29 protein-coding genes and 2 pseudogenes are annotated in these 26683 nt (G+C 61.5%); 25 read left to right on the top strand and 6 right to left on the bottom strand.

Annotated elements, in window-relative coordinates; genetic code table 11:
- Positions 1–299 precede the first annotated feature (299 nt).
- The 12 genes and pseudogenes from rplC to rplX all read left to right on the top strand — a co-directional run bounded on the left by rplC (position 300) and on the right by rplX (position 6088).
- Positions 300–920, top strand: a complete 621-nt coding sequence (gene rplC / locus DXC67_RS08240) for a 50S ribosomal protein L3 (protein ID WP_035137484.1) — start codon at positions 300–302, stop codon at positions 918–920.
- A 46-nt stretch (positions 921–966) separates the two neighbouring features.
- Positions 967–1593, top strand: a complete 627-nt coding sequence (gene rplD / locus DXC67_RS08235; RefSeq protein WP_006235032.1) for a 50S ribosomal protein L4 — start codon at positions 967–969, stop codon at positions 1591–1593.
- Positions 1594–1881: a 50S ribosomal protein L23 gene (rplW, locus tag DXC67_RS08230; protein WP_022094197.1), complete on the top strand. Its 288-nt coding sequence runs from the start codon at positions 1594–1596 to the stop codon at positions 1879–1881.
- A 179-nt stretch (positions 1882–2060) separates the two neighbouring features.
- Positions 2061–2891, top strand: coding sequence for a 50S ribosomal protein L2 (gene rplB / locus DXC67_RS08225; protein ID WP_117638028.1), 831 nt, complete (start codon positions 2061–2063; stop codon positions 2889–2891).
- A gap of 32 nt (positions 2892–2923) precedes the next feature.
- The gene (gene rpsS, locus DXC67_RS08220; protein WP_006235035.1) at positions 2924–3184 is read left to right on the top strand and encodes a 30S ribosomal protein S19; all 261 of its coding nucleotides are present in this window, start codon (positions 2924–2926) and stop codon (positions 3182–3184) included.
- A 14-nt stretch (positions 3185–3198) separates the two neighbouring features.
- Positions 3199–3570: a 50S ribosomal protein L22 gene (gene rplV, locus DXC67_RS08215; protein WP_006235036.1), complete on the top strand. Its 372-nt coding sequence runs from the start codon at positions 3199–3201 to the stop codon at positions 3568–3570.
- A gap of 6 nt (positions 3571–3576) precedes the next feature.
- Positions 3577–4287 carry a 30S ribosomal protein S3 gene (gene rpsC / locus DXC67_RS08210; protein WP_117638027.1) on the top strand — a complete coding sequence of 237 codons (711 nt, stop codon included), beginning with the start codon at positions 3577–3579 and terminating at the stop codon, positions 4285–4287.
- Positions 4287–4682 (top strand): annotated as a pseudogene (rplP, locus tag DXC67_RS08205) (50S ribosomal protein L16); the annotation flags it as partial. The gene rpsC and the pseudogene rplP, both read left to right, overlap by 1 nt.
- Before the next feature lie 107 nt (positions 4683–4789).
- Positions 4790–5005, top strand: a complete 216-nt coding sequence (rpmC, locus tag DXC67_RS08200) for a 50S ribosomal protein L29 (protein WP_006235039.1) — start codon at positions 4790–4792, stop codon at positions 5003–5005.
- A 16-nt stretch (positions 5006–5021) separates the two neighbouring features.
- Positions 5022–5282, top strand: coding sequence for a 30S ribosomal protein S17 (rpsQ, locus tag DXC67_RS08195; RefSeq protein WP_006235040.1), 261 nt, complete (start codon positions 5022–5024; stop codon positions 5280–5282).
- Positions 5283–5400: 118 nt separating this feature from the next.
- Positions 5401–5769 (top strand): 50S ribosomal protein L14, encoded by a 369-nt coding sequence (rplN, locus tag DXC67_RS08190; protein ID WP_006235041.1) that lies wholly within the window; start codon positions 5401–5403, stop codon positions 5767–5769.
- Positions 5770–5782: 13 nt separating this feature from the next.
- Positions 5783–6088 (top strand): 50S ribosomal protein L24, encoded by a 306-nt coding sequence (rplX, locus tag DXC67_RS08185; RefSeq protein WP_006235043.1) that lies wholly within the window; start codon positions 5783–5785, stop codon positions 6086–6088.
- A 767-nt stretch (positions 6089–6855) separates the two neighbouring features.
- On the opposite strand, the gene DXC67_RS10670 is transcribed toward rplX, so the two are convergent.
- Both DXC67_RS10670 and DXC67_RS10665 read right to left on the bottom strand, forming a co-directional pair.
- Entirely contained in the window at positions 6856–6957 is a 102-nt protein-coding gene (locus tag DXC67_RS10670; protein WP_231501554.1) for an IS3 family transposase, read from the bottom strand.
- A 292-nt stretch (positions 6958–7249) separates the two neighbouring features.
- Positions 7250–7357 (bottom strand): annotated as a pseudogene (locus DXC67_RS10665) (hypothetical protein); the annotation flags it as partial.
- Here DXC67_RS10665 and DXC67_RS08175 point away from each other — a divergent pair.
- From DXC67_RS08175 to DXC67_RS08140, 8 genes are all read left to right on the top strand, one after another.
- A complete protein-coding gene (locus DXC67_RS08175; RefSeq protein WP_197032764.1) occupies positions 7314–7631 on the top strand; it encodes a hypothetical protein in 318 nt (105 codons plus the stop codon). The pseudogene DXC67_RS10665 and the gene DXC67_RS08175 sit on opposite strands and share 44 nt — an antisense overlap.
- Before the next feature lie 227 nt (positions 7632–7858).
- Complete coding sequence (locus tag DXC67_RS08170; protein ID WP_117638025.1) at positions 7859–10600, top strand: PRD domain-containing protein; 2742 nt, start codon at positions 7859–7861, stop codon at positions 10598–10600.
- 123 nt (positions 10601–10723) lie between these two features.
- Positions 10724–11197 (top strand): PTS sugar transporter subunit IIB, encoded by a 474-nt coding sequence (locus tag DXC67_RS08165; protein WP_089572478.1) that lies wholly within the window; start codon positions 10724–10726, stop codon positions 11195–11197.
- A gap of 9 nt (positions 11198–11206) precedes the next feature.
- A complete protein-coding gene (locus DXC67_RS08160; protein WP_089572477.1) occupies positions 11207–11992 on the top strand; it encodes a PTS sugar transporter subunit IIC in 786 nt (261 codons plus the stop codon).
- A gap of 2 nt (positions 11993–11994) precedes the next feature.
- On the top strand, positions 11995–12828 hold the full coding sequence (locus tag DXC67_RS08155; RefSeq protein WP_117638024.1) for a PTS system mannose/fructose/sorbose family transporter subunit IID: 834 nt from the start codon (positions 11995–11997) through the stop codon (positions 12826–12828).
- A gap of 26 nt (positions 12829–12854) precedes the next feature.
- A complete protein-coding gene (locus DXC67_RS08150; protein ID WP_117638023.1) occupies positions 12855–13253 on the top strand; it encodes a PTS sugar transporter subunit IIA in 399 nt (132 codons plus the stop codon).
- 12 nt (positions 13254–13265) lie between these two features.
- Positions 13266–14390: a glycoside hydrolase family 172 protein gene (locus tag DXC67_RS08145; RefSeq protein WP_172676343.1), complete on the top strand. Its 1125-nt coding sequence runs from the start codon at positions 13266–13268 to the stop codon at positions 14388–14390.
- Positions 14391–14469: 79 nt separating this feature from the next.
- Positions 14470–15354: an ROK family protein gene (locus tag DXC67_RS08140; RefSeq protein ID WP_199410693.1), complete on the top strand. Its 885-nt coding sequence runs from the start codon at positions 14470–14472 to the stop codon at positions 15352–15354.
- Positions 15355–15470: 116 nt separating this feature from the next.
- On the opposite strand, the gene DXC67_RS08135 is transcribed toward DXC67_RS08140, so the two are convergent.
- Positions 15471–15707: a hypothetical protein gene (locus tag DXC67_RS08135; RefSeq protein WP_089572473.1), complete on the bottom strand. Its 237-nt coding sequence runs from the start codon at positions 15705–15707 to the stop codon at positions 15471–15473.
- 658 nt (positions 15708–16365) lie between these two features.
- On the opposite strand from DXC67_RS08135, the gene DXC67_RS08130 reads away from it, so the two are divergent.
- Both DXC67_RS08130 and DXC67_RS08125 read left to right on the top strand, forming a co-directional pair.
- Entirely contained in the window at positions 16366–17445 is a 1080-nt protein-coding gene (locus tag DXC67_RS08130; protein ID WP_117638022.1) for a Gfo/Idh/MocA family protein, read from the top strand.
- 3 nt (positions 17446–17448) lie between these two features.
- Positions 17449–18195 (top strand): DeoR/GlpR family DNA-binding transcription regulator, encoded by a 747-nt coding sequence (locus tag DXC67_RS08125; protein WP_117638021.1) that lies wholly within the window; start codon positions 17449–17451, stop codon positions 18193–18195.
- Positions 18196–18625: 430 nt separating this feature from the next.
- Here DXC67_RS08125 and DXC67_RS08120 read toward each other — a convergent pair whose 3' ends face one another.
- Both DXC67_RS08120 and DXC67_RS08115 read right to left on the bottom strand, forming a co-directional pair.
- Positions 18626–19285, bottom strand: a complete 660-nt coding sequence (locus DXC67_RS08120) for an RluA family pseudouridine synthase (RefSeq protein WP_233503210.1) — start codon at positions 19283–19285, stop codon at positions 18626–18628.
- Between the two features lie 15 nt (positions 19286–19300).
- Positions 19301–21793, bottom strand: coding sequence for a U32 family peptidase (locus DXC67_RS08115; RefSeq protein ID WP_117638020.1), 2493 nt, complete (start codon positions 21791–21793; stop codon positions 19301–19303).
- Between the two features lie 375 nt (positions 21794–22168).
- Between DXC67_RS08115 and DXC67_RS08110 the strand changes: the two genes are divergently transcribed.
- Complete coding sequence (locus DXC67_RS08110) at positions 22169–22546, top strand: RidA family protein (protein WP_089572469.1); 378 nt, start codon at positions 22169–22171, stop codon at positions 22544–22546.
- 122 nt (positions 22547–22668) lie between these two features.
- Here DXC67_RS08110 and DXC67_RS08105 read toward each other — a convergent pair whose 3' ends face one another.
- Positions 22669–23325, bottom strand: coding sequence for a transcriptional regulator (locus DXC67_RS08105; protein ID WP_233502309.1), 657 nt, complete (start codon positions 23323–23325; stop codon positions 22669–22671).
- Positions 23326–23676: 351 nt separating this feature from the next.
- On the opposite strand from DXC67_RS08105, the gene DXC67_RS08100 reads away from it, so the two are divergent.
- Both DXC67_RS08100 and ssnA read left to right on the top strand, forming a co-directional pair.
- Complete coding sequence (locus tag DXC67_RS08100; protein WP_117638019.1) at positions 23677–25071, top strand: uracil-xanthine permease family protein; 1395 nt, start codon at positions 23677–23679, stop codon at positions 25069–25071.
- 195 nt (positions 25072–25266) lie between these two features.
- Positions 25267–26622, top strand: coding sequence for a putative aminohydrolase SsnA (ssnA, locus tag DXC67_RS08095; RefSeq protein ID WP_117564164.1), 1356 nt, complete (start codon positions 25267–25269; stop codon positions 26620–26622).
- Positions 26623–26683: the final 61 nt, after the last annotated feature.

Here is a 26683-nt window from a genome sequence, read left to right as displayed (position 1 = left end):
CAACGCGTTGCGCTGAGTCCTGAGGCTGTTGCAATGAAAATGAGAATCAAGGTACCTGCGTAAACAATGTGAGTGAAATATGAATCTCAATGGATACGCCCGCAGCCGTGTATACTAAACAGCTGTGTGAAACCAGGGGAGTATTCTGGCTGGACAAAATGCCTGCTTAATAGGGTTGTCAGGTAGTCCGGGCGAAATACAAGGCTGGGGAGCACGTCGTGTAAGTAGTGGTCCTCTAGGGGCGTACGCTCGGTGGTGTACGCATTGTCCCAAGACCACGCGAGAGTTGGGATCATATCTTGATCAGCATGATTCTCGGCCGCAAGATTGGCATGACCCAGGTTTGGGACGAGGACGATAACGTCGTTCCCGTCACGGTCATCCAGGCTGGCCCCTGCGCTGTCTCGCAGGTTAAAACTCAGGCAACCGACGGCTATGACGCCGTCCAGATCGGTTTCGGCGACATCAAGGCCAAGAACGTGAACAAGCCCATGGCTGGTCACTTCGCCAAGGCTGGCGTCGAGCCTGTCCGCTTCCTTCGTGAGGTCCGCGTCGAGAACGGCGAGGAGCACAAGGTCGGCGAGGTCGTCACCGTCGCTGATTTCGCTGATGTCGAGAAGGTCGACGTCATCGGTACCTCCAAGGGTAAGGGCTTCCAGGGTCGCATCAAGCGCTGGGGTCAGCGCCGCGGTCCTATGACGCATGGTTCTCACTTCCAGCGTCACCCCGGTTCTATCGGTCAGTGCGCCTATCCTGCGCGCGTCCTCAAGGGTGTCAAGATGGCCGGTCACATGGGTAACGAGCGCGTTACCGTCAAGAACCTTTCCGTTGTCCGCATCGATGCCGAGCAGAACCTCATCTTGGTCAAGGGCGCTGTCCCGGGTGCCAAGAATGGTCTCGTCGCCATCCGTATGGCCTAAGGGCCCAGCCCATTTAGCCCAGCGTCATACCAAGGAGAACACTTAAATGGCAAAGTTTGAAGTAAAGAACAGCGAGGGCAAGAAGGTCGCCGAGGCCGAGCTCGCCGCTGAGGTGTACGGCATCGAGCCGAACATCCACGTTATGCACCACATCGTCAAGTGCCAGATGGCCTCTTGGCGTCAGGGCACCCAGTCCGCTAAGGGCCGCTCTGAGGTTTCCGGTGGCGGCAAGAAGCCTTGGCGTCAGAAGGGCACCGGCCGTGCCCGCCAGGGTTCCATCCGTGCTGCCCAGTGGCGTCACGGTGGCGTTGTCTTCGCCCCCAAGCCCCGTTCCTACGCTAAGCGTATGAACAACAAGGAGGTCAAGCTGGCTATGCGCTCCGCGCTGTCCGCCAAGCTGGCCGATGGCGAGCTCGTGCTCGTCGACGACTACGGCTTCGAGAAGCCTTCCACCAAGGCTGCCGTTGCCATGCTCAAGGCTCTTGGCCTTGAGGGCAAGCGTCTGACCATCATCGTTCGCGATGAGGACGTCAACGCCTACCTGTCGTTCCGCAACATTCCCAAGACGTTCATCATCACTGCCGACGAGGCCAACACCTACGATCTCGTCAACAACAACGCTGTGCTGATGCCCGCCGACATCGCCGCTCACTTCGGGGAGGTGCTTGCATAAATGACCGCCCACGAGATCATCATCCGTCCGATCGTGTCCGAGCGCTCCTTCTCCGGCATGGAGCTGAACAAGTACACGTTCGAGGTCGCCAAGGATGCTAACAAGTATCAGATCAAGGACGCTGTCGAGGAGATCTTCGGCGTCAAGGTCGTTCGCGTGAACACCCTGACGGTCAAGCCCAAGACCAAGCGCGTGCGCTATGTCGCCGGCAAGACCCGTTCTTGGAAGAAGGCCATCGTCACGCTGGCCGAGGGCGACACCATCGAGGTCTTTGGCAACCAGGCCTAAGACTCGCTGCTGTTGAGTGAGCTCATGCCTCCCAAATAGGGGAGGCGGGAGCTCAAGGTTTTGGGCGTATAAAATGGACACGCCCGGAACCGTGTATACGTCCGGTGTCATCGCACCCGAGGCAGAACCTCGAATCCCTGTCTGCGATGGCTAACGGATTCCTATTGAAAGGGATTGTAATGGCTGTAAAGCACCTTAAGCCGACCTCCGCTGGTAGGCGTTGGCAGACGATCTCCGACTTCTCCGAGATCACCTGCACCAAGCCCGAGAAGTCTCTTCTCGAGCCCCTGCCCAAGAAGGCCGGTCGTAACAACAACGGCCGCATCACCACCCGCCACCAGGGCGGCGGCGTGAAGCGTCGTTACCGCGTGATCGACTTCAAGCGCAACAAGGACGGCGTGCCCGCCAAGGTTGCCACGATCGAGTACGATCCGAACCGTTCCGCTCGCATCGCTCTGCTGCACTACGCTGACGGTGAGAAGCGCTACATCCTGGCCCCCAAGGGCCTCGAGGTCGGTCAGACCATCATGTCCGGTTCTGAAGCCGACATCAAGCCGGGCAACGCTCTGCCCCTCGCCGATATCCCCGTCGGTACGCTCATCCACGCCGTCGAGTTCCAGCCGGGCAAGGGCGCCGCTATCGCTCGTTCCGCCGGTAACTCCTGCCAGCTGATGGGTAAGGAGGGCAAGTACGCTATCGTCCGTATGCCTTCCTCCGAGATGCGCCGCATCCTCGTTACCTGCCGCGCCACCGTCGGTGAGGTCGGCAACGCCGATCACGCCAACATCGTCATCGGCAAGGCCGGTCGTAAGCGTCACATGAACGTGCGCCCGACCGTCCGCGGTACCGTCATGAACCCTGTCGACCACCCGCACGGCGGTGGCGAGGGCAAGAACCACACCTCTGGTCGTCCCTCCGTTACCCCCTGGGGTAAGCCGACGAAGGGCCTTCGTACGCGCAAGAAGAAGAAGGTCTCGAACCAGCACATTATTCGTCGCCGTAAGAAGTAATTTCGGATACCGAGTTTTAGGAGAAAGCACTTATGAGCAGAAGTCTCAAAAAGGGCCCGTTCGTGGAGACTCGCCTTCTCTCGCGTATCACCGCGATGAACGAGGCTGGCAAGAAGGACGTCGTGAAGACCTGGTCCCGCGCGTCCACCATCTTCCCCGAGATGGTTGGTCACACCATCGCCGTCCACGACGGCCGCAAGCATGTGCCCGTGTATGTTACCGAGTCCATGGTTGGTCACAAGCTCGGCGAGTTCGCGCCGACTCGTACGTTCCGTGGCCACAAGGCCAAATAGGGGGTTAACCGTAAATGGCAACTAAGTCTATTGAAACTGAGGCCACCGAGGTTCGCGCCGTCGCTAAGTACGTGCGTGTTTCCCCCAGCAAGGCCCGCCTGGTGGTCGATCTGATCCGCCGCAAGCCTGTCGCTCAGGCCTTCGACATCCTCCACTTCTGCGACCGCGCCGTCGCCGTGGATGTCGAGAAGGTTCTCCGTTCCGCCGTTGCGAACGCCGAGAACAACAACGGTCTGCGTGCCGACAACCTGGTTGTCGCCGCTGCCTATGTTGACGAGGGTCCGACGCTTAAGCGCATCCGTCCCCGCGCCAAGGGTTCCGCTTCTCGCATTCTGAAGCGTACTTCCCACATCACCGTCGTCGTTGCTCCTCGAAAGGAGGCGTAAAGCTGTATGGGTCAGAAAGTCTACCCCACCGGCTTCCGTCTTGGCATCACCGAGAACTGGCGCTCCCGCTGGTTCGCAGAGAAGGATTACGCTAAGACCCTCGGTAACGATCTCGAGATCCGCAAGTACCTCGAGAAGCGTCTTTCCCGCGCAGCTGTCTCCCGCGTCGAGATCGAGCGCGCTGGCGACAAGGTGAAGGTCATCATCCTCACCGCTCGCCCCGGCGTTGTCATCGGTAAGAAGGGTGCCGAGATCGATACCCTCCGCATCGAGCTCGAGAAGGTCGCTGGCGTCTCCAAGGGCCAGCTCTCCGTCGACGTTGTCGAGATCAAGCGCCCCGAGCTCGACGCCAACCTCGTTGCTCAGTCTATCGCCGAGCAGCTCGAGGGCCGCGTTGCCTTCCGTCGCGCTATGCGCAAGGCTGTCCAGTCTGCCCGCAAGGCCGGCGCTAAGGGCATCCGTATCCAGTGCTCCGGTCGTCTCGGCGGTGCCGAGATGGGCCGTCGTGAGTGGTACCGCGAGGGTCGCGTGCCTCTGCACACCCTCCGTGCCAAGATCGACTACGGCACGGCTGTCGCCAGCACCACCATGGGCGCTTGCGGCGTGAAGGTCTGGATCTACCTGGGCGAGAAGCTCCCGGGCCAGCCTGTTCCCAACCCTGCACTCGAGGGCTCTTCCCGTCCTCGTCGTCGTAACTCCGAGAGGAGGGGTCAGTAGTGCTTGCCCCTAAGCGTATTCTTCACCGCAAGGTGCAGCGTGGCTCCATGAAGGGCCAGGCCAAGGGTAATACCGAGCTGCATTTCGGCGAGTTTGGTATCCAGGCTCTCGAGGCCCATTGGATCACCAACCGTCAGATCGAGGCCGCTCGTATTGCCATGACCCGCTACATGAAGCGTGGCGGTCGTGTCTACATCACGATCTTCCCCGATAAGCCCATCACCAAGAAGCCTGCCGAGACTCGCATGGGTTCTGGTAAGGGTAACCCCGAGGAGTGGGTGGCCGTCGTCAAGCCCGGCCGCATCATGTTCGAGGTCAAGGGCGTGCCCGAGGAGGTCGCTCGCGAGGCTCTGCGTCTTGCACAGCACAAGCTTCCCATCAAGACCAAGATTGTTGCTGCCAAGAACGCTGAGCAGCGCATCGAGAAGGAGATGGCTGAGGAGGCCGCTCTCGAGGCCAAGTGGGCTGCTGAGGACGCCGCCGCCGCCAAGGAGGAGAACTAATGAAGCCCGCAGAGATTCGTGAGCTCTCGGACGCTCAGCTCGTTGAGAAGCTGAAGGAAATGCGCGCCGAGCTCTTTAACCTTCGTTTCCAGATGGCCACCAGCCAGCTGGACAACACCGCTCGCGTCAACACCGTGAAGAAGGACATCGCTCGCGTCCTCACGGAGCAGCGCGCCCGCGAGATCGCAGCGGAGAAGTCCGCTGTCGCCGAGTAGGACCTAAGGAGAGAACATGACTGATTCGCGTAACTCGCGTAAGGTCCGTACGGGTGTCGTTACCTCCGTCTCCGGTGCCAAGACCATTGTTGTCACCATCACCGAGCGCAAGCGTCACCCCAAGTACGGCAAGATGATGACCAGCTCCAAGAAGCTGCACGCTCACGACGAGGAGTGCACGGCTGGCGTGGGCGACACCGTCCGCGTTATGGAGACCCGTCCTATGTCCAAGATGAAGCGTTGGCGCCTCATCGAGGTCGTCGAGCGCGCTAAATAAGCAGTCGCTCTTACGACTTGTACGTTTCCGAAGATGTGCGTATGCCTGGCTTGCATACCACGGGCCGTATAAAGGCTGCGCACCTCTCTTCGGTTCTTAGTTCGGAGGAACATCTACCATGATTCAGATGCAAACCATGCTGAACGTCGCCGACAACTCCGGCGCTCGCAAGATTCGCTGCATCAAGGTGCTTGGCGGTTCCAAGCGTCGTTATGCAGGCATCGGCGATGTGTTCATCGGTGCTGTCCAGGAGGCTACCCCTGGCGCCAACGTCAAGAAGAAGGACGTTGTCCGTTGCGTCGTCGTTCGCACCGTTAAGGAGATCCGCCGCAAGGATGGCTCCTACATTCGCTTTGATGAGAACGCCTGCGTTGTCATCAACAACGATGGTTCGCCCGTCGGCACCCGTATCTTCGGGCCCGTCGCTCGCGAGCTTCGTGACAAGAAGTACATGAAGATCGTCTCGCTCGCTCCCGAGACCCTGTAGTTAGGGGAGATATATGTATATCAAGAAGGGCGATAAGGTCCAGGTTCTCTCTGGTAAGGATCGCGGCAAGCAGGGCGTTGTCCTGCGTGCTCTCCCCGCCGAGAACAAGGTCGTTGTCGAGGGCGTTTCGGTCGTCAAGAAGGCCGTCAAGCCCAACGCTGCCAACCAGCAGGGCGGCATCGTTTCGCAGGAGGCTCCCATCGACGCCTCCAACGTCAATCTCGTCTGCCCCGAGTGCGGTAAGGTTACCCGCGTCGGTCACGAGAAGGACGGCAAGAACAAGCTGCGCGTCTGCAAGAAGTGCGGCCACAAGTTCTAAGCTGCCCGCAACATCAAGTTGCTAGCAAAGGCCCGGATGCCACGGCACCCGGGCCTTTTTCTATCCCCACTCGATGGCTTCGGTTCTGCCGTCCTGTCATTCCGGTTGCATCCAGTTTTCGGTGCCGTCTCGAATCGAGTGCCGCCAGGTGACACCCTGTCGCGTTTCGTCGGCTTCGGGGACAAAAGTCGGGACAACTCCAAAAACTATTTTCGAACTCAGGGCTTTGAGTTTTTGTTTTTGTCCCAAAGGGCGCGACGGGATGCCTTTGGAGGCTCGATAGCGCCGAAAACGCCCGTTTTGAAACTTAAATGCCTTTTCGCGTGCAAGCCGCCAGCTGCAATAGGAAGTGAATCAACGCAGGTGGCTTTCAAGCAGTTTGCAAAACTGCAGGTCGCAGGTCTTCATTGCCAGTAGGAGAAATGAGTAGTCTCAGGTGGCTTGCCCATGAGTTGACGAACGGGATTTGAGATTACGCTGACGTCCGGAAACGCTTCGAGCACGGCGTTACGTTTTTGGGGTTTGGGCGTAGCCCCTGCACCCGCGAGCGCGGGCCTTAAGCCCGCCGAGAGGGTGACGCGTCGAAAACGAAGGGGAAAGAGAGAAGGGGCCGTCCCTATCATTCAGGTTGCGACCGAAGAAGACAAGGAGACCCCCTGAGCCTGAATGATGCCCCACAGACCGCGTCCGACCGAGCTCAAGCCGAGCTTTTCCTGACGTCCGCCTTCGCGAAGATGATGGCTGGATTGGCTATGGATTGGCAACACTTATTTGGACGATTCCGGGAGGGACGGCCCCGCCTCCCTGAACTCGACCGGCGACATGTAGCCCAGCGTCGAGTGGATCCTGAAGTTGTTGTACCAGTGCACGTAATCCAAGAGCTTGGCTCGGAGCTCGCGCGTCCCTCCTCGATCCTTCGGAGTGGCCGACGATTTCCCCGTTGCAGAGGTCGACGAGCAGGCAGACGTAGTTCCACGACGCCCCGACGCGCACGCAGGCCAAGTCGCTGCATATATGGGTGTACGGCGCCCTGCCGCCGAAGCCGCGCGCGACGACGTTCGACACGTCGGCCTCGTTGATCGCCCCGGGGTGCACCTTGAACCTTTTCCTGCCGTATGCGCCGGCCAGGCCGTTCTCCCTCATGATGCGGCAGACGCGGCGCCGGCTGACGGTAACGCCCGACCTCCCGGGCGACGCCTTGATCTTGCGCGATCCGCTCCGGCCCTTGCTGGCGGCGTGCGCCGCCGCGGCCGCCGTCGCCCCCGACATTAAGGTCCTCAAGGGCCGCGTCGTCTCCGGCGACCAGTTTGTCTCGCCCGCGGAACAGAAGGAGCGAATCCTCGCGATCTTCGGCGACCTGTGCTGCGAGATGGAGGGCTGCACCATCGCGCAGGCCGCCTATCTCAACGGCGTGCCCCTCGTCGTCGTGCGCGCCATCAGCGACAAGCCCTGCGCCGAGGGCCGGGTCGTCGACTACAACACCTTCGAGAAGAAGGCCGCCTGCGACTGCGCCCGCATCGCCGCGCGCATGGTTAAGCTTTAGGCCCTGCGCGCCGGGGCCCTTCTTTATGTTGGGACCCCGGCGCGCCGGGGCCCTTTCCAAAGCGAAGTGTCGAGCCGAAGTGTTGAGCGTCGGCCCTGAATGTTCAATGGCCGTTGTTTTCTGCCCCTCAAGTGGTGGACTTTTCCTCGGAGCTGTTGATTCCCCCACGCGCCCCCTTCCGTTCTCTGTTCTCCCCTTATACTCCTTGTACGAGGAGGTAAGAAGTCATGGACAAGACCACACAGGACAGCTTGGCAAAGAAACCCGTCGACATGAGGGACAGGATTCTCGAGCATCTCGAGGCCCTCACCTCTGCCGTCTCGCTCGACGACCTTGCCCGTCTGTCCACCTCCGACATCGCCGAGACACTCATCATCTCCAGGAGCCTGGCGAGCCAGTACCTCAACGACCTTGTTCGCGCCGGTCTTGTGGTTAAGGTGGCGGGCAGGCCTGTCCGTTATTTTCATCGCCGCGCGTTCCAGAAGCGTTTTCAGGTAAAGCTCTCTGCAAGCGAGTACGCCTCGCTCGCCGACCTCATCCAGGCGACGGGAATCGCCGATCACCGCGACTTCGCGCGTGCCGTGGGCTTCGACATGAGCCTCAGCTCCGTTGTCGAGCAGTGCAAGGCTGCGGTTCAGTACCCTCCGTTTGGCCTGCCCATCCTCTTGAGCGGCGGCGTGGGTGTCGGTAAGTCTTTCCTTTCTCGCCTTGTGTACGAGTACGGCAAGAACCAGGGCTTGCTGTCCCGCGACTCCTCCTATGTGCGCATCGACTGCGCCGGGGTCCCGGACGCCGCCTCGTTCAACGGGCTTCTTGACGAGTCGATCGCGAATGCGCGCGGGGGTGTGGTCTTTGTCAACGGCATCGAGGCACTCTCTCCCTCTGCGATGGAGCACTGCCTTGCGACGGCCCTCGGGCTCGATGCCTCCCAGGATGCGCCGCGCGCTCGCCTCGTTCTTTCGACGACGCTATCCGCCGATGACCTGAAGGTTTCCTCGGCCTACAGCAAAATGCCCATCTGTGCCCGCGTCCCCTCACTCAAGGAGCGGACCCCCGAGGAGCGCGAGGATCTCATCTTGAGCTTCCTGCGCAGCGAGGGGTGCCGAATCGGTTCTGATGTGAAGATCAGCCGCGGCGCATACCGTTGCCTCGTGAACGCGGACTTTTCCGATAACATCGCCGGCTTGCGCGCCTGCGTGACGAACTGCTGCGCCAAAGCGTTCCTCAATCGCGAGGGCGACTACGTCGTCGTTCGCCCGTATCTTCTTCCCAGCGGGCTCCTCTCCTCCGCGCAGATCGATCAACAGCCCGACGATGGCGTTCTGATCGACGCGTCTCTGGATGCCGCCGAGAGCACAGGGCCGGTCGAGCAGGCGCTCGATGCCCTGTGCTCCCTCGATGAGCGATTCTGCGCCGGGGAGCTCTCTGTCTCCGAGCTTGTCTCGCAAGCTGTCTCCGCTGTGCGCGGCGTTGAGGATCACTTGATCTTCGACCACGGCGTCGCCTCCTCGAGGTCGCGCGCCTTCGAGCGCGTCGTGGGCGCGGTCCTTGCCGACGCAGGCTCTTCTTATGGCATCGAGCTTTCGAGGAAGGTCGCTTTTCTACTGGCCCAGGAGATTTGCCTGCAGTTGTGGCCGGGTATCGGCCTGGCTAAGCGAAAGTCTGCCTGTGCGGAGCAAATCTCCCATCTCCTCGGTGCCGTGACCTCCGAATTGCCGTTTGCCTCGAGTGTCTCCGATCAGGTCGCCGCAGACGTGGAAGGGGCGCTGGGAATCTCGCTCGATCACTTCACGAAGACGCTTCTGACGCTGTGCGTCGCATCGGAGTCTCGCGATGCGAAGGCCCTTCGGACGCTCTGCGTCATCCTGTCCCACGGCTACTCAACGGCGACGAGCATCGCCGACGCGGCGAACCGTATGCTCGGCATGCATGTGTACGAGGCTGTCGACATGCCCTACGACCAGCAGCTGAAGGACATCGTCGGTCCGCTCCAGCGCCTCGTCGACCGCCATTCCTACTGCACCGGGGTCGTGTTCCTCGTCGACATGGGCTCCTTGGAGGAGGCCTATAAGGCCCTCGAGAACGTTACCGACTCCACTATCGGCGTGGTGAACAACGTCTCTACCGGTCTTGCGCTCGAGATCGGGGTCGGGCTGCTCGGCGGCAAGTCCATCGCCGAGGTTCTTGGCGATGCGACCGCCGCGTGCGTGACGCACTGCAAGGTGATCGAGCGCGTCAACCGTGAGGACGCCATCGTCTTCTGCTCCGAGTCCGGGGTCGACGCCGCGGAGAGGATACGCCAGCTCGTCTCGCAGAGCCTCCCGCGCACCATAGGCGCGCGCCTGCTCACGAGGCCCTTCAAGCAGCTCGTCGCGAACGGGTCGAACGACGCCGTTTTCTCCGAGCACCGCGTCTGCGCCGTCATCGGCACGGGAGACCCCGGGGTCGCCTCCGTCCCCTTCGTCGCCCTCGAGGACATCATGTCGACGGCGTCCGCCTCTAAGGTTGATGTCGTGTTCGGCAGGTGGCTTGACGCTTCCGAGCTCTCTTCTTTCCACGAGAAGCTGCTCTCGAACATGACGCTGCAGAACGTCATCCGCTCCATCACCATCCTCGACCCGGAGCGGCTATTCCATGAGATCGAGAGCGCCGTGCACGAGCTTCAGCGCAGGACAGGCGAGAAGATCGGCAGCAACGCCATCATTGGGCTCTACGTTCACCTCTGCTGTCTCGTCGAGCGCCTTGTTACCAGAAACCCCATTGAGACCTACGTTGGCCAGGACCGCTTCGAGGAGGAACGCGCCGATTTCATCGAGTCCTTCAGGCAGAGCTTCTCGAGCATCTCGACGCGCTATCGCGTAGAGGTTCCCGTAAGCGAGATCGCATATGTCTTCGACTACATAAGCGTGAGCGCCGCCCCGGCGCGAGAAGAGCGCCTCGGCTCCTCGGACCTCCTGCTCGACGAGTGACCTTCCCCGCGCCGCCGCAAGCTGACCGCGCGTCCTCAATAATCCGATAACCCCTTGCCCGGCGCGAATCCGGATAGCGCCGAGGCAGTACCGAACGTAAAACTTCATTTGATAGGAGCAAACATGAGTGTTGTTATGGCACGAATCGACAATCGCCTGCTTCACGGCATCATCGTGACGCAGTGGGCCCCGGTGTCGGGCGCGACCCGAGTCATGGTCATCGACGACAAGGTCGCCGGCGACGAGGTCCTGAAGTCCACCATGAGGATGGCGCGCCCCGCGGGCATGGCCGTTTCGATCATCTCCGAGCAGACCGCGCTCAAGAACTTCGCCGCGGGCAAGTACGACCGCGAGAAGGTCTTCGTCATCGCCAAGGAGCCCGAGACGATGCTTCGCCTGGTCGAGTCGGGCGTCGAGCTCCCGTCGCTGGTCGTCGGCGGCTCGCTCGTCAAGGAGGACGGCATCCAGCTCACCCAGCGCGCCTACGCCTCCGCCGAGAACGTCCAGAGCTACAAGGCGCTCATCGCCCGTGGCGTCAAGGTGACGGCCCAGTTCGTGCCCGCCGACAAGCCCGTCTCCGTCGCAGACCTCATCTAAGGGGGAAATATGGTCAACTTCACTATCCTGCAGGTCGTCCTTTTGACCCTGCTGGCCTTCATCAAGCACGTGGACTACTACGGCATCCCGATGATCTTCGTCAATTACGCCGTTTTCTGGGGCCTCATCACCGGAGTCGTCATGGGCGACTGGAAGACCGGCCTTGTCATCGGCGGCACCATTCAGCTCATGCAGCTCGGCGTCGCGGGCTTCGGCGGCTCCTCCATTCCCGACTACGGCACGATGGCCATCATCGCCACCGCCTACGGCGTGACCCTGGGCTCCGACACGGGCCTCGCCATCGGCCTGCCGGTCGGCATGCTCGGCATCCAGCTCGACGTCGTCGCCAAGATCCTCAACGGCTTTGTCGTCGAGAAGTCCCAGAAGTTCTGCAACGAGGGTAAGTTCAATCAGATGAACGCCATCCTGTGGGTCTGCCCCGCGCTCTTCGGCCTGTGCGCCGCCCTGCCCGTCTTTGTCTCCGTGACGCTCGGCCAGCCCGCCGTCAACTGGCTCCTCGAGGTCATGCCCCAGTGGTTCCTCTCCGGCCTCACCCTCGCCGGCAAGATGCTCCCGGCCGTCGGTATCGCCATGCTGCTCCGCTACATGCCAACCGCCAAGTACTTCCAGTACCTGCTCGCCGGCTTCTTCCTCTCGGCCTTCCTGAACGTGCCCATCATCGGCGCCGCCATCGTCGGCGTTGCCCTCGCGATTGCGTTCTACCAGCGTGCCGAGAGGGACACCGAGCTCGCCGCCCACGCTTCCGCAGACGCCTTCATCGGAGAGGATGAGTAACCATGGAAAACGAGAACATCACCGCCGTCGCCGAGGGCAAGCCCTCCGGCTACAAGGTCACCAAGAAGGACCTGCGCAACGCGAACTGGCGCTGGCTCATGAGCGTGTGCACCTTCAACTACCAGACCCAGCAGGGCGCCTCAGTCGCCTACGCCCTCTCGCCGGTCCTGAGGAAGATCTACACGAACGACGAGGACTATAAGCAAGCGCTCAACAACAACTTCCGCTACTACAACACCCAGCCTTGGCTCGCCGCCATCATCCTTGGCGCCTGCGTGGCCATGGAGGAGCGCGACGGCCTAGCGGCGGCGGACGCCGTCCAAGACCTGAAGATCGGCACCATGGGACCGCTCGCCGGCGTCGGCGACTCCCTGCTCATGACCATGATCCCGACCATCATGGGCTCCATCGCCGCCTACATGGCCATCGAGGGCAACCCCGTGGGAGCCGGCATCTGGTTCGCGCTCATCCTGGCCATCTTCTGGGTCCGCATGCACGCCCTCGAGTTCGGCTACAAGCAGGGCGTGAAGCTCGTCACCGACTTCAGCGAGAAGCTTCCCAACCTCACTGCCGCCGCCTCCGTGCTCGGCCTCACCGTGGTCGGCTGCCTCATCGCCTCGGTCATCGGCGTCACCTGCCCGATTAGCTTCAGCTTCGGCGACGTCGCGATGGAGATTCAGCCGCTGCTCGACAAGATCCTGCCTGCCATGATCCCCGCCGCCATCACGGGAAGCGCGTATTACCTTCTTACCAAGAAGAACGCGAGCATGACGGCCCTCATCCTCGTGGTGATCGTCCTCGCGATGGTCGCCTCCGCCGCCGGCATCCTCGCCTAGCTTCGACCCAAGAGATTGGTGAATCAATGAGAAAGATAGTTGTGGCGAGCCATTCCCTTCTCGCCCAGGGCTTCAAGGACACCCTCGAGTTCCTTACGGGTAAGGGCGACGCCGTCAACGCCGTGTGCGCCTACGTGAACGACAACGGCGAGGGGCTCGACGCGGCGGTCGAGGCGGCTCTTTCGGGCACTGACGAGGTCGTCGTCCTCACCGACGCGTACGGCGGCAGCGTGAACCAGCGCTTTTCCCGCTTCGCCTCCGACCGGATCCACGTGATCGCGGGTGTCAACCTCCCGCTCGCCATGACGGTCGCGCTCGCGCGCCCCGACGAGAAACTCGACTTCGACGCCCTCGTCAACGAGGCGCGCCAGCAGATCATCTACGTGAACGGTGCCAGTTCCGCCGAGCGCGACGACGACGAATAGAGGAGGTCGACGATGAGAGAGTTCCTTAAGGACGTGTGGATGCACGGCGGTGAGGAAAGCCGCGCCATCACCCCCGAGAACATCACGGGCGAGAAGGGCCGCGCCGCCATGTCGGCCAGCCACCTCGGCGTCGGCCGCAAGGGCTCGTGCTGCGTGCCCCTTGAGTCCGGCGAGACCATCACGCTCGCGGACATCGAGGGACCCGGCATCATCCGCCACATCTGGATGACCGTCCCCGACAAGACCGCCGCCGGCAGCTTCGTCATGCGTGACCTCGTGCTGCGCTTCTACTGGGACGACGAGGAGACCCCCTCGGTCGAGTGCCCTGTCGGCGACTTCTTCTGCAACGGCTTCGGTGAGCGCGCCATCGTCAACTCGATGCCCATCTGCGTGAACCCGACGGGCGGCATGAACTGCTACTTCGAGATGCCCTTCAGGAAGCACGCCAAGGTCACGCTTACGAGCGAGCACCCCGGGTTCATTAAGTACATCTTCTACACGTTCAACTACGCGCTCACCGACGTGCCGGACGACGCCATGTACTTCCACGCCCGCTTTAACCGCGAGCGCAGCACCCGCAGGGGCGTCGACTACACCGTGCTCGACGGCGTGCGCGGCAAGGGCTACTACGTCGGCACCTACATGGCCCTGTGCGCCCTGGAGCGCTATTGGTGGGGCGAGGGCGAGATGAAGTTCTTCCTCGACGGCGACGAGGAGTTCCCCACGGTCACCTCGACGGGAGCCGAGGACTACTTCGGCGGTGCCTGGGCCTTCCTCGACAGGCCGCCCCACGCGCTGCCCGAGGCGCAGTGCTTCAACACGCTGTTCGCCGGCTACCCGTACCGCTCGACGCGCGACGCCACGCGCGACCGCTTCAGCGCGGGCAAGCCGAACCCGAATCCGATGCTCGCGACTAACGACGACGCGCTGCCCAGGCACGGCCTCTACAGGTGGCACCTTCCCGACCCGATCTCGTTCAAGGAGGACCTGCGCGTGACGTTCCAGGACCTCGGCAACGACGACATCAAGCTCTACGAGCGCGAGGACGACATCTCCACCGTCGCCTACTGGTACCAAAGCGAGCCGCACGCCGTGCTCGCCCCGTTTGCCGCAAGGCAGGACCGCGTGCCCAGGTAGGGTCGCCTCGAAACAAGCCAACGTTATGGGCGCCCGCGGTTGACCATGACTGCGGGCGTCCCTTTGTAAGGAGGATCACATGAGCGAAAAGCAAATGAGGCTCGGCGCCCTCGAAGCCGGCGGGACCAAGATGGTCTGTGCCGTGGTGTCCGGCGACGGCGAGGTCCTCGACCGTATGGAGACCCCGACGCTTACGCCCGCCGAGACCGTCCCGCAGATGATCGAGTGGTTCACCGCCCGCGATGTGGACGCGTTGGGCATCGGCGCCTTCGGCCCGACCTGCGTCAACCCCAACGATGAGCGCTACGGCTCCATCCTCCAGACGCCCAAGCTCGCGTGGCGAGGCCATGGTCTTCGCGCCGCGTTCGCCGACGCCCTCGGGATTCCGGTGGCCTACGACACGGACGTGAACGTTGCCTGCCTCGGCGAAGTGGTCTTCGGCTGCTGCAAGGGGCTCGAGGACGCCGTCTACGTGACCATCGGCACCGGCGTGGGCGCGGGCGTCATGTGCGCGGGCAGACTCCTTCACGGCATGCTGCACCCCGAGGCCGGTCACATGCTGGTAAGGACCCGTCCCACCGAGGAGGGACGCTGCGTCTGCCCGAGCCACGCGAGCTGTCTCGAGGGGCTCGCCTCCGGCCCCGCCATCGCCGCGCGCTGGGGAAAGCCCGCGGCCGAGCTCGCGGACAACGATGAGGTGTGGGCGCTCGAGGGGGATTATCTGGGGCAGATGTGTGCGAACCTCGTGCTCATGTACTCGCCTCGCCGCATCGTCCTCGGCGGCGGCGTGATGCATCAGGAGCAGCTCTACGGCATCGTCCGCAAGAAGACCCTCGAATATCTGGGTGGCTACATCCAGACCGCCGAGCTTAAGGACATGGAGAGCTACATCTGCGCCCCGGGCTGCGGCGGCGACCAAGGAATCCTCGGCGCGGCCGAGCTGGCAAGAAGGGCGCTCGCGTAGCTTGCGCTCTCTCCGCCATACAACGCGTTAAGAAAAGACGAGCGCTTCTTGCCAATTGAGCGGCAAGAAGTGCTCGTCTATTGCATTTGTTTTTGGGGCAGGACGCCCCGCCTCCGCTAGAGTCCCTGGACCGCCACACCCACGAGGTTTGGACCGGTGTGGACAAGAAGCGCGGGGCTGATGTCGGAGCGGACGACCTCCACCGCGTTGGCCACGCGCTCGCACAGGGCCTGCTCCATGCGGTCGTAGAGGTCGGCGTGGGCCGAGGTACGGCTCGCGGCAAAGCGCACCTTGGGGTGCTTCTCGACGATGGCGGCGATGAGCTTGACCTCGGTGCGATGCGGTGCTTGCACAGCCATTTCGTGTACGCGAGGCTGTTGGCTTTCTGGGCCACAGCAATCACCTCCCCCTAGTATGATGACCTGAACAATCCTCATGCTAGGGGGAAGGTTTTTGTCGCGTAGCGGAAATTGGCCTCCACCCGCTGAGCGGGTGGCTTTCTATGCCGCGCGTGCCGCGCGGCACGGACTAAAGTCCATGAATAAAAACGAGGAAGGCCACGTCCGGCCTCCCTTGCAAAGGGTCTCTGATTACTCCCACTCATTGGGGACAGACTTAAATGAGTACTCTTGAAATGCCGGCGCCTGGGGACGTTCTTTTTCTGTCTGCAGTTTGGAACGTTCCTTTTCTGTCTGCAGTTTGGAACGTTCCTTTTCTGTCGGCAGTTTGGGACGGTCCTTAGAGCTGCAGCGCGCCATGAGCGACGAGGCGAAGCGGATCATCCTGTCTTTTGAGTTCTAAGCATAAGCCCCTGTCTCTGAGCAATGACCGGTTCGCATTTGTGCGTATTTGCGTGCGTGGGATTGCGTGAATATGCGTATAGATGCGCCGTTTTCGGGACAACAATGACCGTTTAGCGGTGAGATACGCAAAAACGCGCACAGAAGCGCGTGTTTGTGCGAATATAGAGCTGTCAGAAAGCAAGGCGTTCTATGACACAGGAGGCACATAATGGCAGATTCCAAGCAGGCTCCGCTCGACGCCGCGGCAGCCGCCAAAGCAGCGTTCGCTTCGGTCCAGGACAAGCCGTTCCCCGACGATATTTTTACGGCTCCCGAGCTCCATTGGGCCGTCATCGGTTGCGGCGTTATCGCCAACCAGATGGCTCAGTCCCTTGCTCTTGCCGGTCGCAAGCTTGCGGGCGTCGCCAACCGTACGCTGTCCAAGGCTCAGGCTTTTGCCGAGCAGTATGGCATCGAGAAGGTCTACGACACGGTTGAGGACCTCTACGCCGATCCTGGCATCGACGCCGTCTACATCACTACCCCGCACAACACTCATATCACCTATCTGCGCGCTGCCCTGGCAGCCGGCAAGCACGTGCTCTGCGAGAAGGCCATTACCCTCAATTCCGCTGAACTCGATGAGGCCCGTGCCATTGCCGCCGAGCACAACGTGGTCCTTATGGACGCTACCACGGTGCTCCACATGCCCTTGTATCAAGAGCTGCGTCGCCGCATGGATGCCGGCGAGTTCGGCCGCATGAACCTCGCTCAGCTCAACTTTGGTAGCTACAAGGAGTACGGCGATCTGACCAATCGCTTCTACAACCGCAACCTTGCTGGCGGTGCCATGCTCGATATTGGCGTGTATGCCCTGTCCGTCATGCGTCTCTTTATGGCCAGCCAGCCCGCCGAGGTCGTGTCTCTAGGCAACACCTGTGAGACCGGTGTTGACGTTGCGGGCGGCATCGTCTGCCGTAATGCCGAGCAGCAGCTGGGTGTTGTGAGCCTCACGCTCCACTCCAAGCAACCCAAGCGCTCGATTATTAGCTTCGATAAGTGCTATATCGAGGTCAACGAGTATCCGCGCGCCGATCACGCGACCATCGTGTGGACTGCGGACGGCCACCGCGAGGAGGTCCACGCCGGCACTGAGGCTTACGCCCTTTGCTATGAGATGGCCGATCTTGAGAAGGCCGTTGCCGGCGACGACTCTAAGCGTGAGCTTCTGGGCTATGCTTCTGATGTTATGGAGCTGATGACCAAGCTACGCGCCGACTGGGGAGTCGTGTACCCCGAGGAGGAGTAAGCGATGCTAGCGGAAGATAGGCTCAACGCGATCGTGTCGATGGTTCAGCAGACCGGCTCGGTTACCGTGCCGGAGCTTGCCGAAGCCCTGGGCGTGACGGCGTCTACCATTCGGCGCGACCTGCAGACGCTCGACCGAGCACACCGTATCGCCAAGGTGCACGGAGGCGCGACAAGTCTGGAGCGCGCGCACGTGACGCGCGACCTAACGCTTAATGAGCGCAGCGACCTCCATAACGATGACAAGGAGCGTATCTGCGCCCGTGCGGCGGCGCTTGTGGAGCCTGAGAGCTTTGTATACATCGACTCGGGCTCGACGACGCTCAGGCTCATCGAGCATCTTCCCCACCTTGAAGATGTCACCTACGTGACCGATTCCGTGCTCCATGCTCAGCGCCTTGCTTTGCGGGGTATGCGTACCGTGGTGCTGGGCGGCGAGCTCAAACCCGAGACCGAGGCGCTCGTTGGCCCCGATGCCTTGGCAACCTTAGATCGCTACAACTTCAACTGTGGCTTTTGGGGCTCTAATGGCATCGCCGCCGAGCAGGGCTTCACGGCGCCCGATATCGAGGAGGCCCAAGTAAAGCGCATCTCGATGCGTCATACGGCCAAACGCTTCGTAATCTCGGACGCCAGCAAATTTGGCATGGTGGCGCCCGTCAAGTTTGCGGACTTCCGCGACGCAACGATTATTACCGCAGGCGAGGTCCCCGCCAAGTACCGGGCAATGGACAACGTCATCACGGTCTAACAGCAGGGGACGGGCTAAGGCCAAAACCACCACAAAGGTGCCTGTGCCCCATTGTGGTGGTTAGTAACGAAAACCGAGTAGTTTTCTCAATAGAAAAGCGGCAACGTCCATCACGGGCGTCGCCGCTTTCGTTGTCTGCCGGTTTGTCTAAGTCTGTAACAACTGGACCGTTAAAAGTGGGCTAGGTGTTACAGATCGAGATACTTACGAACCGCGCCGTCCCTTTGTCTCAATCTGTAACATCTGGGACTGATTTTGCCGAGTTACTGTTACAGATTGAGATTATTCCCTTGAGGGGATTCGAATGTCTCGATCTGTAACAGATGGACCGCAAAATGGGCTTTAGCTGTTACAGATCGAGATGTTTGGGAATCCGGCAGAGCCATCGCGGCAAAACCACCACAAAGGTGCCTGTCCCCTTTGTGGTGGTTTAGGGCTCCCAGGGGCAGGGGGCTTCGATGTGAATGTGCTCGCCGGTTACGGGGTGCGTAAAGGACACGCTGTGGGCGTGGAGCATGAGGCCGCAGGGACGCGGCGTGCCGTAGAGCTCGTCGCCTACCAGGGGATGACGCTCGCTCGCCAGATGCACACGGATTTGGTGCTTGCGGCCGGTGAGCAACTCGACATCGATATACGAGCGCGTGGGCAGGCCTCGACGGCTCTTAAGACGCTTGAGCACCTTTACGCGTGTTTGAGACGGCTTGCCGCTGGCGCCGACGCGCATCTTTCGACTATCGTGGCGGTCGCGGGCGATGGGCTTGTCGATGAGCTTTTCGTTCCAGTCGATCTTGCCCTCGGCGAGCGCCAGGTAGTGCTTTTCGAACGCGTGGTCGATGATCATCTGGTCAAAGGCGGGCTGCGTCTGCTTGTCGAGTGAGAACAGCACCACGCCGGTGGTGTCACGGTCCAAGCGGTTGAGCGGCTGCATGTCGGTCGCGGCAAAGCCGTCGCCCATCGCCAGCAGCAGGTCGCTGGCGTAGTCGGTGAGCGTGCGCTCGCCGGTGCCGTCGCCGTGGACGATCATGCCGGCGGGCTTGTCGATGGCCATGAGCCAGGCGTCGCAGTAGAGGACTTGAGGTTCTTCGTTCACGTGTAAGCCTTTCGGTTAGCTGATTCCCACAAACATGCAGCCCGAGGTCGCCCCGCGTAGGCGGGCGGCGGGCTTGCGGCCGGCCTGCGCGGCCTCGACGGCGCGACGGACGCGGGCGACGGCACGGCCAATCTCATCGGCCTCGAGCAGCGTGCCGTCCACCATAAGACGACGCACGCCGGCATCGAGCAGCTGTGGTACCTGCGGCGTAAGGTCGATGGGGTAGGCGTCGTACAAGCGAGAGCGGCCATGGATGTCGGTGCGGACGGGCATGACCTTTCCGTCGATATTCTTGAGCGAGAGCTTGCGGGCACGCAGACGGCAGTTGGCACAATCGTGGATGCAGCCGTTGGCAACCTGCAGAATGCAATGCTCGCTTGTCATGACGCGCGGGCGGCCAAAGACGGTGATGCCCAGAGCCGCGGGCGCGGCGGCGCCGAGCGAGACAATCTCGTCGAGCGTGATCTCGGGCGAGAGCCAAAACGCACCGGCTCCGCGCTCGGCAAGCGCTTCCATGCAGGGCGTGTTGTGAACCGGCAGGCAAGAGCGAATTTCGGCCGTGGCGCCAACCTGGGCGGCCAGGGCAAGCTCGGAGATATTGCCGACGGCGACGGTGGCTCCGGCATTGATCAAGGGATCGACGCGCTCGTGGTCGGCGGCGCGGCAGACCTCGTCGAGTACGGGCACGATACCCTGCTCAAATGCATCGGCAGGGGAGAGCTCGGCCGCATCGAGTACGTCGGTGGTCATGTAGATGCGCGTGGCGCCTTCGGCACGAGCGGCCTCGGCGGCGTCGAGCGACGTGACGGTGGCGCAGATCTGCGGCTCATCGCGGTAGTGCTCGGGCATAGGGCGCGTACATTTGTCGAGCACCGGCAACTCGAGCGTTTTCGCGCGCTCCTCGTAGGGTGCCAGAATGGCCTCTTCCAGCGCCTTGCAAGCGGCGGCGCGCACCTTATGCACGGCGGAGAAGCCCATACCGCAGCCGGCGTCGAGCGAAACGTCAAAGCTCGCTGCCTCAAAGGGCGAGGAGCCCATGCGGCCCACATGCTCAACCAGGTCTGCCGCCTCGACGGCGCGGGTCTTGGCGGCCTCGACGGTGAAGCCCGTGGCGGTGGCGGTGAGCACGGGGTTGTCACAGCAGGTGAGAGTGACAGTAAACGGCTCGCCCAGACGCGCCACGACGGACACATCAACAGCTCGGCGGCGCAGCACATCGCGCTTGAGCGCGGCGCCGGCGGCGTCGATGGCACGCTGACTGCGAATCACGCGGACGCGGCAGCCCTCGGGCATGCTGCGGGGCACGCGACATTCGATGATGTCACCGGCGGCGGCATCATCGGCGGCAATAGTGGTTAGGAACTGGTCAAACTCGTTATCGTGGCGAAGCTCCAGCAGGTCGCCCTTGCCCACGGGCTCAAACAGCTCAATGCGGGCGATGGCGGCGCGGCGACGGCGGTCGTCGGGCTTGAGGCCGCGCACATCGCGGTTGGCCGGGCGGCTGCCCAGCACCGTGCCCACGATCTGGCCGCGGTTGTTGGAACGCTCATAGCTCATCATCTCGTCGCCCGAGGTGCCGTCCTGATAGGCGTGCGTAAAGTCGCGGTTAAAGCAGCGCTTGAGTTGACGCTGGCGAGCGGCGTCCTCGTGCTTATCAACGGCGACCCCGGCCAGCATGTCATCGATTTGATGACGATACACATCGACGATGGAGTACACGTAATCGGGCGCCTTCATGCGGCCCTCGAGCTTGAGCGATGCGGCGCCGGCGTCATACAGACGGCGAACGAGCTGCGAAGTGTTGGTGTCGCGCGGGCATAGAGCGCGCTCGCGTCCGGCAGGGGAGAGCGTACGTCCGTTCTCGTCGATCAGCTCGTAGGGCAGGCGGCAGGGCTGGGCGCACATGCCGCGGTTGGCCGATCGCCCCGCCATGGCAAAGCTCGAAAGCAGGCACAGGCCCGAGTAGCAAAAGCAGATGGCGCCGTGGCTAAAGACCTCAAGGTCCACATCGGGCGCGGCGTCGTGAATGGTGGCAATTTCGTCGATGGAAAGCTCGCGCGAGAGAGTCACGCGGTCGGCGCCCTGCTCGCGGCACCAAAGGGTTCCGCGGTCGTCGTGGATGTTTGCTTGGGTTGAGATGTGCGTCTCGATGCCGGGCATCGTGCGCTTGACCTCAAAGAACAGGCCCCAGTCCTGGATGATAAAGGCGTCGGCGCCCAACGTGGAGCAGCGGTGGATGAGTTGCAACGCATCGCCCATCTCGGACTGCTTGATGACGATGTTGACCGTGACGTAGACGCGCGACCCGGCTAGATGCGCGGCGCGGCAGGCTTGCTCAAAGGCCTCGTCGGTAAAGTTGGTGGCCTTGCGGCGGGCGTTGAAGCTGCCCATGCCGCAGTAGATGGCGTCTGCCCCGGCGGCGAGTGCGGCGGCAAAGGGCTCGGGCCCTCCGGCGGGCGCCAAAAGCTCGGGTCTGCGGTTGGTGGTTCGACTGGCGGTTGCGGTCATATCCTGCCTTTCAAAATGCTCAGATATTCAAAAGTATAGTGGTGCTGTTGCGGCGGACGAGCCCTGTGGTCCAAGCAGGATAAAGTCTTCAGCAGCCCTTGCAGCAAAAATGAACCGTTTCTCTCCGTCCCCTATGGATCACCTGATCGGCTGGGGACGGAGGGAACGGATCGTTTTGAGCTTCACCGTCCGGTCGCGCCGTTCAGAGGCCGACAGACGCCGTTGGGCGATAAAATATTCTCGCAACGTGATAATAATCTTGCATCGCGCGGAAACCTTGAGTACTATCCCAATCAAGCGCGGTGTTCAGACCGAACTGTGCCTCCCGGTGTGAACGCCGCGCTCCCGTTCCCTTTTACTTGTAAGGAGAAAAACATGAGCAAGACCGTCGTGTCTTCCGATAACGCACCCGCAGCCATCGGCCCGTATTCCCCCGGTATCCAGACTGGCAACATGGTGTTTCTGTCCGGCCAGCTGGGCATCGATCCCGCGACCGGCAAGCTGCCCGAGGGTGTCGAGGCCCAGGCTAAGCAGTCCCTTGCTAATGTCGAGGCCCTGCTGACCGCTGCCGGCGCCACCTTTGCCGATGTCGTCAAGACCACAGTCTACCTGGCTGACATTGCCGACTTCGCTGCCGTAAACGAGATCTACGCCTCCAAGTTCGAGGCCCCGTTCCCCGCGCGCAGCGCTTTCCAGGTTGCCGCTCTTCCGGCTGGCGGTCTGGTCGAGATCGAGGTTGTCGCCGCTCTCTAAGGTGTTGGTAACAACTAAACATGACATGCAAAAAGACCCTGCAGCGCGTGCGAGCTGCAGGGTCTTTTGTCAAGCGATGCGACAAAAATGATCCGTTTCCCTTCGTCCCCAAGGGATCACGTTTAGCCCTCCTTGCGAACTTTTTGCAGGTAGCGGTAGACGCTGGGCTCCGAGATGCCCAGCGCGGTGGCGGCGCAGGCCACGGCGCCCTTGAGCATAAACACGCCGTTGCCGTTGAGGTGGCGAATGACGTCCACGCGGTCGCTCTGGCCAAGCGACGCTACATCCAGCCCGCGCGCGCTCAGCAACTCGGCAATGCTGCGGTCGATGAGCTCCTGTGTGGACTCCGAAAGGCTTTCGACCTCGATAGGGGCGGGCTCCGTGCGCGTCGGCGCCGCGTCGAAGCAGGCCATGAGCTGCTGTGCCATGGCGTTGATGGAGCGCACGGTCGAGAGATCGGTGTTGACGCAGAGCATGCCGACGATCTCTTTATCCTCGCGGATAAAGTACGTCGCTGACTCCAACGTCTTGCCACCGGCACCGCGCCCCTCATAGCCCGTAATAAACGGCAGGTCGCGATACTTTGGGTCGTGCATGATCTTGAGCGCCAGATCGGTGGCGGGACCGCCGACCTTACGGCCGCTCACGATGCCGTTGCGAATATCGACGATGGCGTGGTCGGGATCCGAGAAATCGTGCAGCACGATCTCGCTGTTTTTGCCGAGTATCTGCTCCAGGAAATCGACCATCGGCAAAAAGCGACGTACGGTCTCGTTCACGGGCAACTCCTTTGGGTGAAAGCGGAAGTTTCATAACAATTTTTTCTCATGGTAACACGCTGCTCATCATCTCGTATATCCGCAGGTACATGACGTAATGCAGACGAACGGTATGATTTTGGCGGTAAACGGTTGACCAAAAGAAAAGTTAGATGCTATTTTGACCAGACACTTTCCTGACCTGCGGAAATGCATTATCTCAGCTGAAGAATAGTCTGATAACAAAAAATTATTATTGAGAATGAGAATCATCTTTAATACGATATGCAACGAAGGCACAACCTCAACCCCGCACTGCGTCACAATAGGGCGTTAGATGCGAAAACAACTATTTCGAGGATTGGTGGTCAAATGACCCAGGAGACGGTTACGAACGGCACTGAAGCCCTGTTCACTCGTGAAGGCATGCCTCCCGTTAAGGAAATGATCCCGTGTGCCCTTCAGCACGTACTGGCATCGTTTGCCGGCATCATCACCCCGGCTGTCATCATGGCCGGCGTCTACGGCTTTAATAGCCAGCAGAGCACCGACATCATCCAGGTCGCGCTCATTCTTTCGGCGATCGACACGGCCCTTCAGGCCTTTGCCCCCTTCCGTCGCATCGGCGGCGGCCTGCCCATCGTCATGGGCGTTTCGTTCGCGTTCCTCCCGGCCCTGCAGGCCATGGGCACCTCGGGCTTTAGCTTTGGCGCGCTGTTGGGCGGCGAGATTGTCGGCGGTGCCGTCGCGGTCCTCTTTGGTCTGGCCTACAGCAAGATTAAGTGGCTGTTCCCACCCGTCGTGACCGGTACGGTCATCTTCTCCATCGGCGTTTCGCTGTATCCCACGGCCGTCAAGTATATGGCCGGCGGTATGGGTACGCCACTGTGGGGCACCCCGCAGGCCTGGTGCGTCGCTCTTATCACCTTCGCCGTGGTCTTTGCGCTCGCCAACTTTGGCAAGGGCACGCTCAAGCTGGGATCCGTGTTCTTTGGCATGATCGTTGGCATGATCGTCTCCATCCCCTTTGGCATGATCGACTTCTCAAGCGTCGCCACCGCTCAGGTCTTCGCCCTTCCCAAGCTCATGCCCTATGCGCTCGAGTTTGATCCCGAGGTCTGCATTACCCTCGCCGTCGTGTTCCCCATGGTTGCCATCCAGGTTATCGGCGACGTCTCCGCCGCCTGCCTGGGCTCCATCGACCGTATGCCCACCGAGCGCGAGCTCTCCGGCGCTATCGTGTCCCAGGGCCTCACCTCTATGGTCGGCGGCCTGCTGGGCGGTCTTCCCACCAGCGCCCTTGGCCAGAACGTGGGCATCATCTGCTCCAACAAGGTCGTCAACAAGTGGGTCTTTGTGATCATCGCGGCCGTCTTTGCCATCGCCGGTCTGTTCCCGCAGCTCTCTGCCGTCCTTTCCGCTATCCCGCAGCCCGTCATCGGCGGCGCGACCGTCGGCGTCTTTGGCACCATTACCATGAACGGCGTGCGCATGTTCACCCGCGAGGGCCTCACGCAGCGCACTACCACCATCGTCGGTACCTCCGTCGTCTTTGGCCTGGGTATCTGGATGGCCAGCGGTTGCCTTGCCGGCGAGGGTATGCCCGCCTGGGTGTCCACCGTCATCGGCTCCAATGCCGTAACCCCCACCGCCATCATGGCCATCGTCCTTAACCTGATTCTTCCGCAGACGCCGGTCGTGGCTCAGCACATCGATGCTGCCAAGGACGCTGCCGTGGATCTGGTCTTGCCCGAGAGCAAGAAGTAACCAATTCGGTGCTATTCGTCGGCGGACGCATCGCCTCGTCCGCCGACGTCATGCGGCGTCAAGCCGCACTTCAAAGGGTTTGTCCCTTTGGTGAAGCGTTGACGGGAGAGGGCCCGTTTCCGGTGTAGGCCGGCGCTTCGCACTCCGCCATGTCAGAGGTGTCAAACCCCGCCTCTGATGTTGAAGGGAGCATTCATGCTTCTGGTCGCTAACGGTTCCGTTTTTACCCGCAACGCTCAGACCCCGTTCATTCCCAACGGTGCGGTCGCCATTGACGGAGATACGATCGTCGAAGTGGGCCCCGAGTGCGAGCTCAAGGCCAAGTACCCGGATGCCGAGTACGTCGACGCCCAGGGCAACCTCATCATGCCCGGACTCATTAACTGCCACACCCACATCTACTCGGGTCTGGCTCGCGGCCTTGCCATTAAGGGCTGCAACCCCACCAACTTCCTGGAGAATCTTGAGCAGCAGTGGTGGAAGATCGACGACAACCTGACGCTCGACGGCACCAAGGCCAGCGCCTATGCCACGATTCTGGACTCCATCCGCGATGGCGTCACCACGATCTTCGATCACCACGCGAGCTTCTGCGAGATTCCGGGCAGCCTCTTTGCCATTAAGGATGCCGCGCAGGAGCTGGGCATGCGTTCGTGCCTGTGCTACGAGGTCTCCGACCGCCGCGGTCAGGAAAAATGCGACCAGGCCATTGCCGAGAACGCCGAATTTGCCCAGTGGGCCGCCAAGGAGCGTCGCGATAACGACAACCACATGATCGCCGCCATGTTTGGCGGTCACGCCACCTTTACGCTTTCGGACGAGACCATGGACAAGATGGCCGAGGCCAACAACGGCCTGACCGGCTTCCACATCCATGTGTGTGAGGGCATGAATGACGTGTGGGACTCCCGCCTCAACCGCGGCGGCATCAGCCCCGTCGAGCGCTTGCTGCAGCATAACCTTCTGGGTCCCGACACCATGCTCGGCCACTGCATCCACGTGACGCCTGCCGAGATGGATATCGTCAAGGAGTCTGGCACCTGGCTCGTCAACAACCCCGAATCCAATATGGGCAACGCCGTGGGCTGCGCCCCCGTGCTCGAGTTCTTCCGCCGCGGCATCCCCGTGTGCATGGGCACCGACGCCTACACCCACGATATGCTCGAGAGCCTCAAGGTCTTCCTGATCATTCAGCGCCACAACGCCGCCATGCCCAACGTGGGCTGGTGCGAGGCCATGACGATGCTCTTTGAGAACAACGCCAAGATGGCGAGCAAGTACTTCGATCGCAAGCTCGGCGTGCTCGAGGCCGGCGCTGCCGCCGACGTCATCGTTATGGACTACAAGCCCTTTACGCCGCTGAGCGAGGAGAACATCGACGGCCACATGCTCTTTGGCATGATGGGTAAAAACTGCCGTACCACCATCATCAATGGCCGCGTCCTGTACAAGGATCGCGAGTTTGTCGGTATCGATGAGGACAAGATCAACGCGTGGACCATGGCTGAGTCCAAAAAGCTCTGGAGCACGCTCAACGATCGCGCCTACTAGTTACAAGTAGATTCACGCGCGCCGGATGTTTCGCCGCATCCGACGCGCGTATAGGCGACCT

The organism is Collinsella sp. TF07-1, from assembly GCF_003437235.1.
GTDB lineage: Bacteria > Actinomycetota > Coriobacteriia > Coriobacteriales > Coriobacteriaceae > Collinsella.
The sequence above is the reverse complement of the archived record's forward strand: the minus strand, read 5'-3'. Positions and strand labels throughout refer to the sequence as shown.

What these genes read in the sequence shown, in the direction of transcription:
- rplB (WP_117638028.1), top strand. Translation starts at nt 2,061, where the DNA reads ATGGCTGTAAAGCACCTTAAGCCGACCTCCGCTGGTAGGCGTTGGCAG.
- rplN (WP_006235041.1), top strand. Translation starts at nt 5,401, where the DNA reads ATGATTCAGATGCAAACCATGCTGAACGTCGCCGACAACTCCGGCGCT.
- rplX (WP_006235043.1), top strand. Translation starts at nt 5,783, where the DNA reads ATGTATATCAAGAAGGGCGATAAGGTCCAGGTTCTCTCTGGTAAGGAT.
- DXC67_RS08140 (WP_199410693.1), top strand. Translation starts at nt 14,470, where the DNA reads ATGAGCGAAAAGCAAATGAGGCTCGGCGCCCTCGAAGCCGGCGGGACC.
- DXC67_RS08130 (WP_117638022.1), top strand. Translation starts at nt 16,366, where the DNA reads ATGGCAGATTCCAAGCAGGCTCCGCTCGACGCCGCGGCAGCCGCCAAA.
- rplD (WP_006235032.1), top strand. Translation starts at nt 967, where the DNA reads ATGGCAAAGTTTGAAGTAAAGAACAGCGAGGGCAAGAAGGTCGCCGAG.
- DXC67_RS08125 (WP_117638021.1), top strand. Translation starts at nt 17,449, where the DNA reads ATGCTAGCGGAAGATAGGCTCAACGCGATCGTGTCGATGGTTCAGCAG.
- rpsQ (WP_006235040.1), top strand. Translation starts at nt 5,022, where the DNA reads ATGACTGATTCGCGTAACTCGCGTAAGGTCCGTACGGGTGTCGTTACC.
- DXC67_RS08100 (WP_117638019.1), top strand. Translation starts at nt 23,677, where the DNA reads ATGACCCAGGAGACGGTTACGAACGGCACTGAAGCCCTGTTCACTCGT.
- DXC67_RS08145 (WP_172676343.1), top strand. Translation starts at nt 13,266, where the DNA reads ATGAGAGAGTTCCTTAAGGACGTGTGGATGCACGGCGGTGAGGAAAGC.
- ssnA (WP_117564164.1), top strand. Translation starts at nt 25,267, where the DNA reads ATGCTTCTGGTCGCTAACGGTTCCGTTTTTACCCGCAACGCTCAGACC.
- rpsC (WP_117638027.1), top strand. Translation starts at nt 3,577, where the DNA reads ATGGGTCAGAAAGTCTACCCCACCGGCTTCCGTCTTGGCATCACCGAG.
- rplW (WP_022094197.1), top strand. Translation starts at nt 1,594, where the DNA reads ATGACCGCCCACGAGATCATCATCCGTCCGATCGTGTCCGAGCGCTCC.
- DXC67_RS08165 (WP_089572478.1), top strand. Translation starts at nt 10,724, where the DNA reads ATGAGTGTTGTTATGGCACGAATCGACAATCGCCTGCTTCACGGCATC.
- DXC67_RS08170 (WP_117638025.1), top strand. Translation starts at nt 7,859, where the DNA reads ATGGACAAGACCACACAGGACAGCTTGGCAAAGAAACCCGTCGACATG.
- DXC67_RS08160 (WP_089572477.1), top strand. Translation starts at nt 11,207, where the DNA reads ATGGTCAACTTCACTATCCTGCAGGTCGTCCTTTTGACCCTGCTGGCC.
- DXC67_RS08115 (WP_117638020.1), bottom strand. Translation starts at nt 21,793, where the DNA reads ATGACCGCAACCGCCAGTCGAACCACCAACCGCAGACCCGAGCTTTTG.
- rpsS (WP_006235035.1), top strand. Translation starts at nt 2,924, where the DNA reads ATGAGCAGAAGTCTCAAAAAGGGCCCGTTCGTGGAGACTCGCCTTCTC.
- rplV (WP_006235036.1), top strand. Translation starts at nt 3,199, where the DNA reads ATGGCAACTAAGTCTATTGAAACTGAGGCCACCGAGGTTCGCGCCGTC.
- rpmC (WP_006235039.1), top strand. Translation starts at nt 4,790, where the DNA reads ATGAAGCCCGCAGAGATTCGTGAGCTCTCGGACGCTCAGCTCGTTGAG.
- DXC67_RS08155 (WP_117638024.1), top strand. Translation starts at nt 11,995, where the DNA reads ATGGAAAACGAGAACATCACCGCCGTCGCCGAGGGCAAGCCCTCCGGC.
- DXC67_RS08150 (WP_117638023.1), top strand. Translation starts at nt 12,855, where the DNA reads ATGAGAAAGATAGTTGTGGCGAGCCATTCCCTTCTCGCCCAGGGCTTC.
- DXC67_RS08110 (WP_089572469.1), top strand. Translation starts at nt 22,169, where the DNA reads ATGAGCAAGACCGTCGTGTCTTCCGATAACGCACCCGCAGCCATCGGC.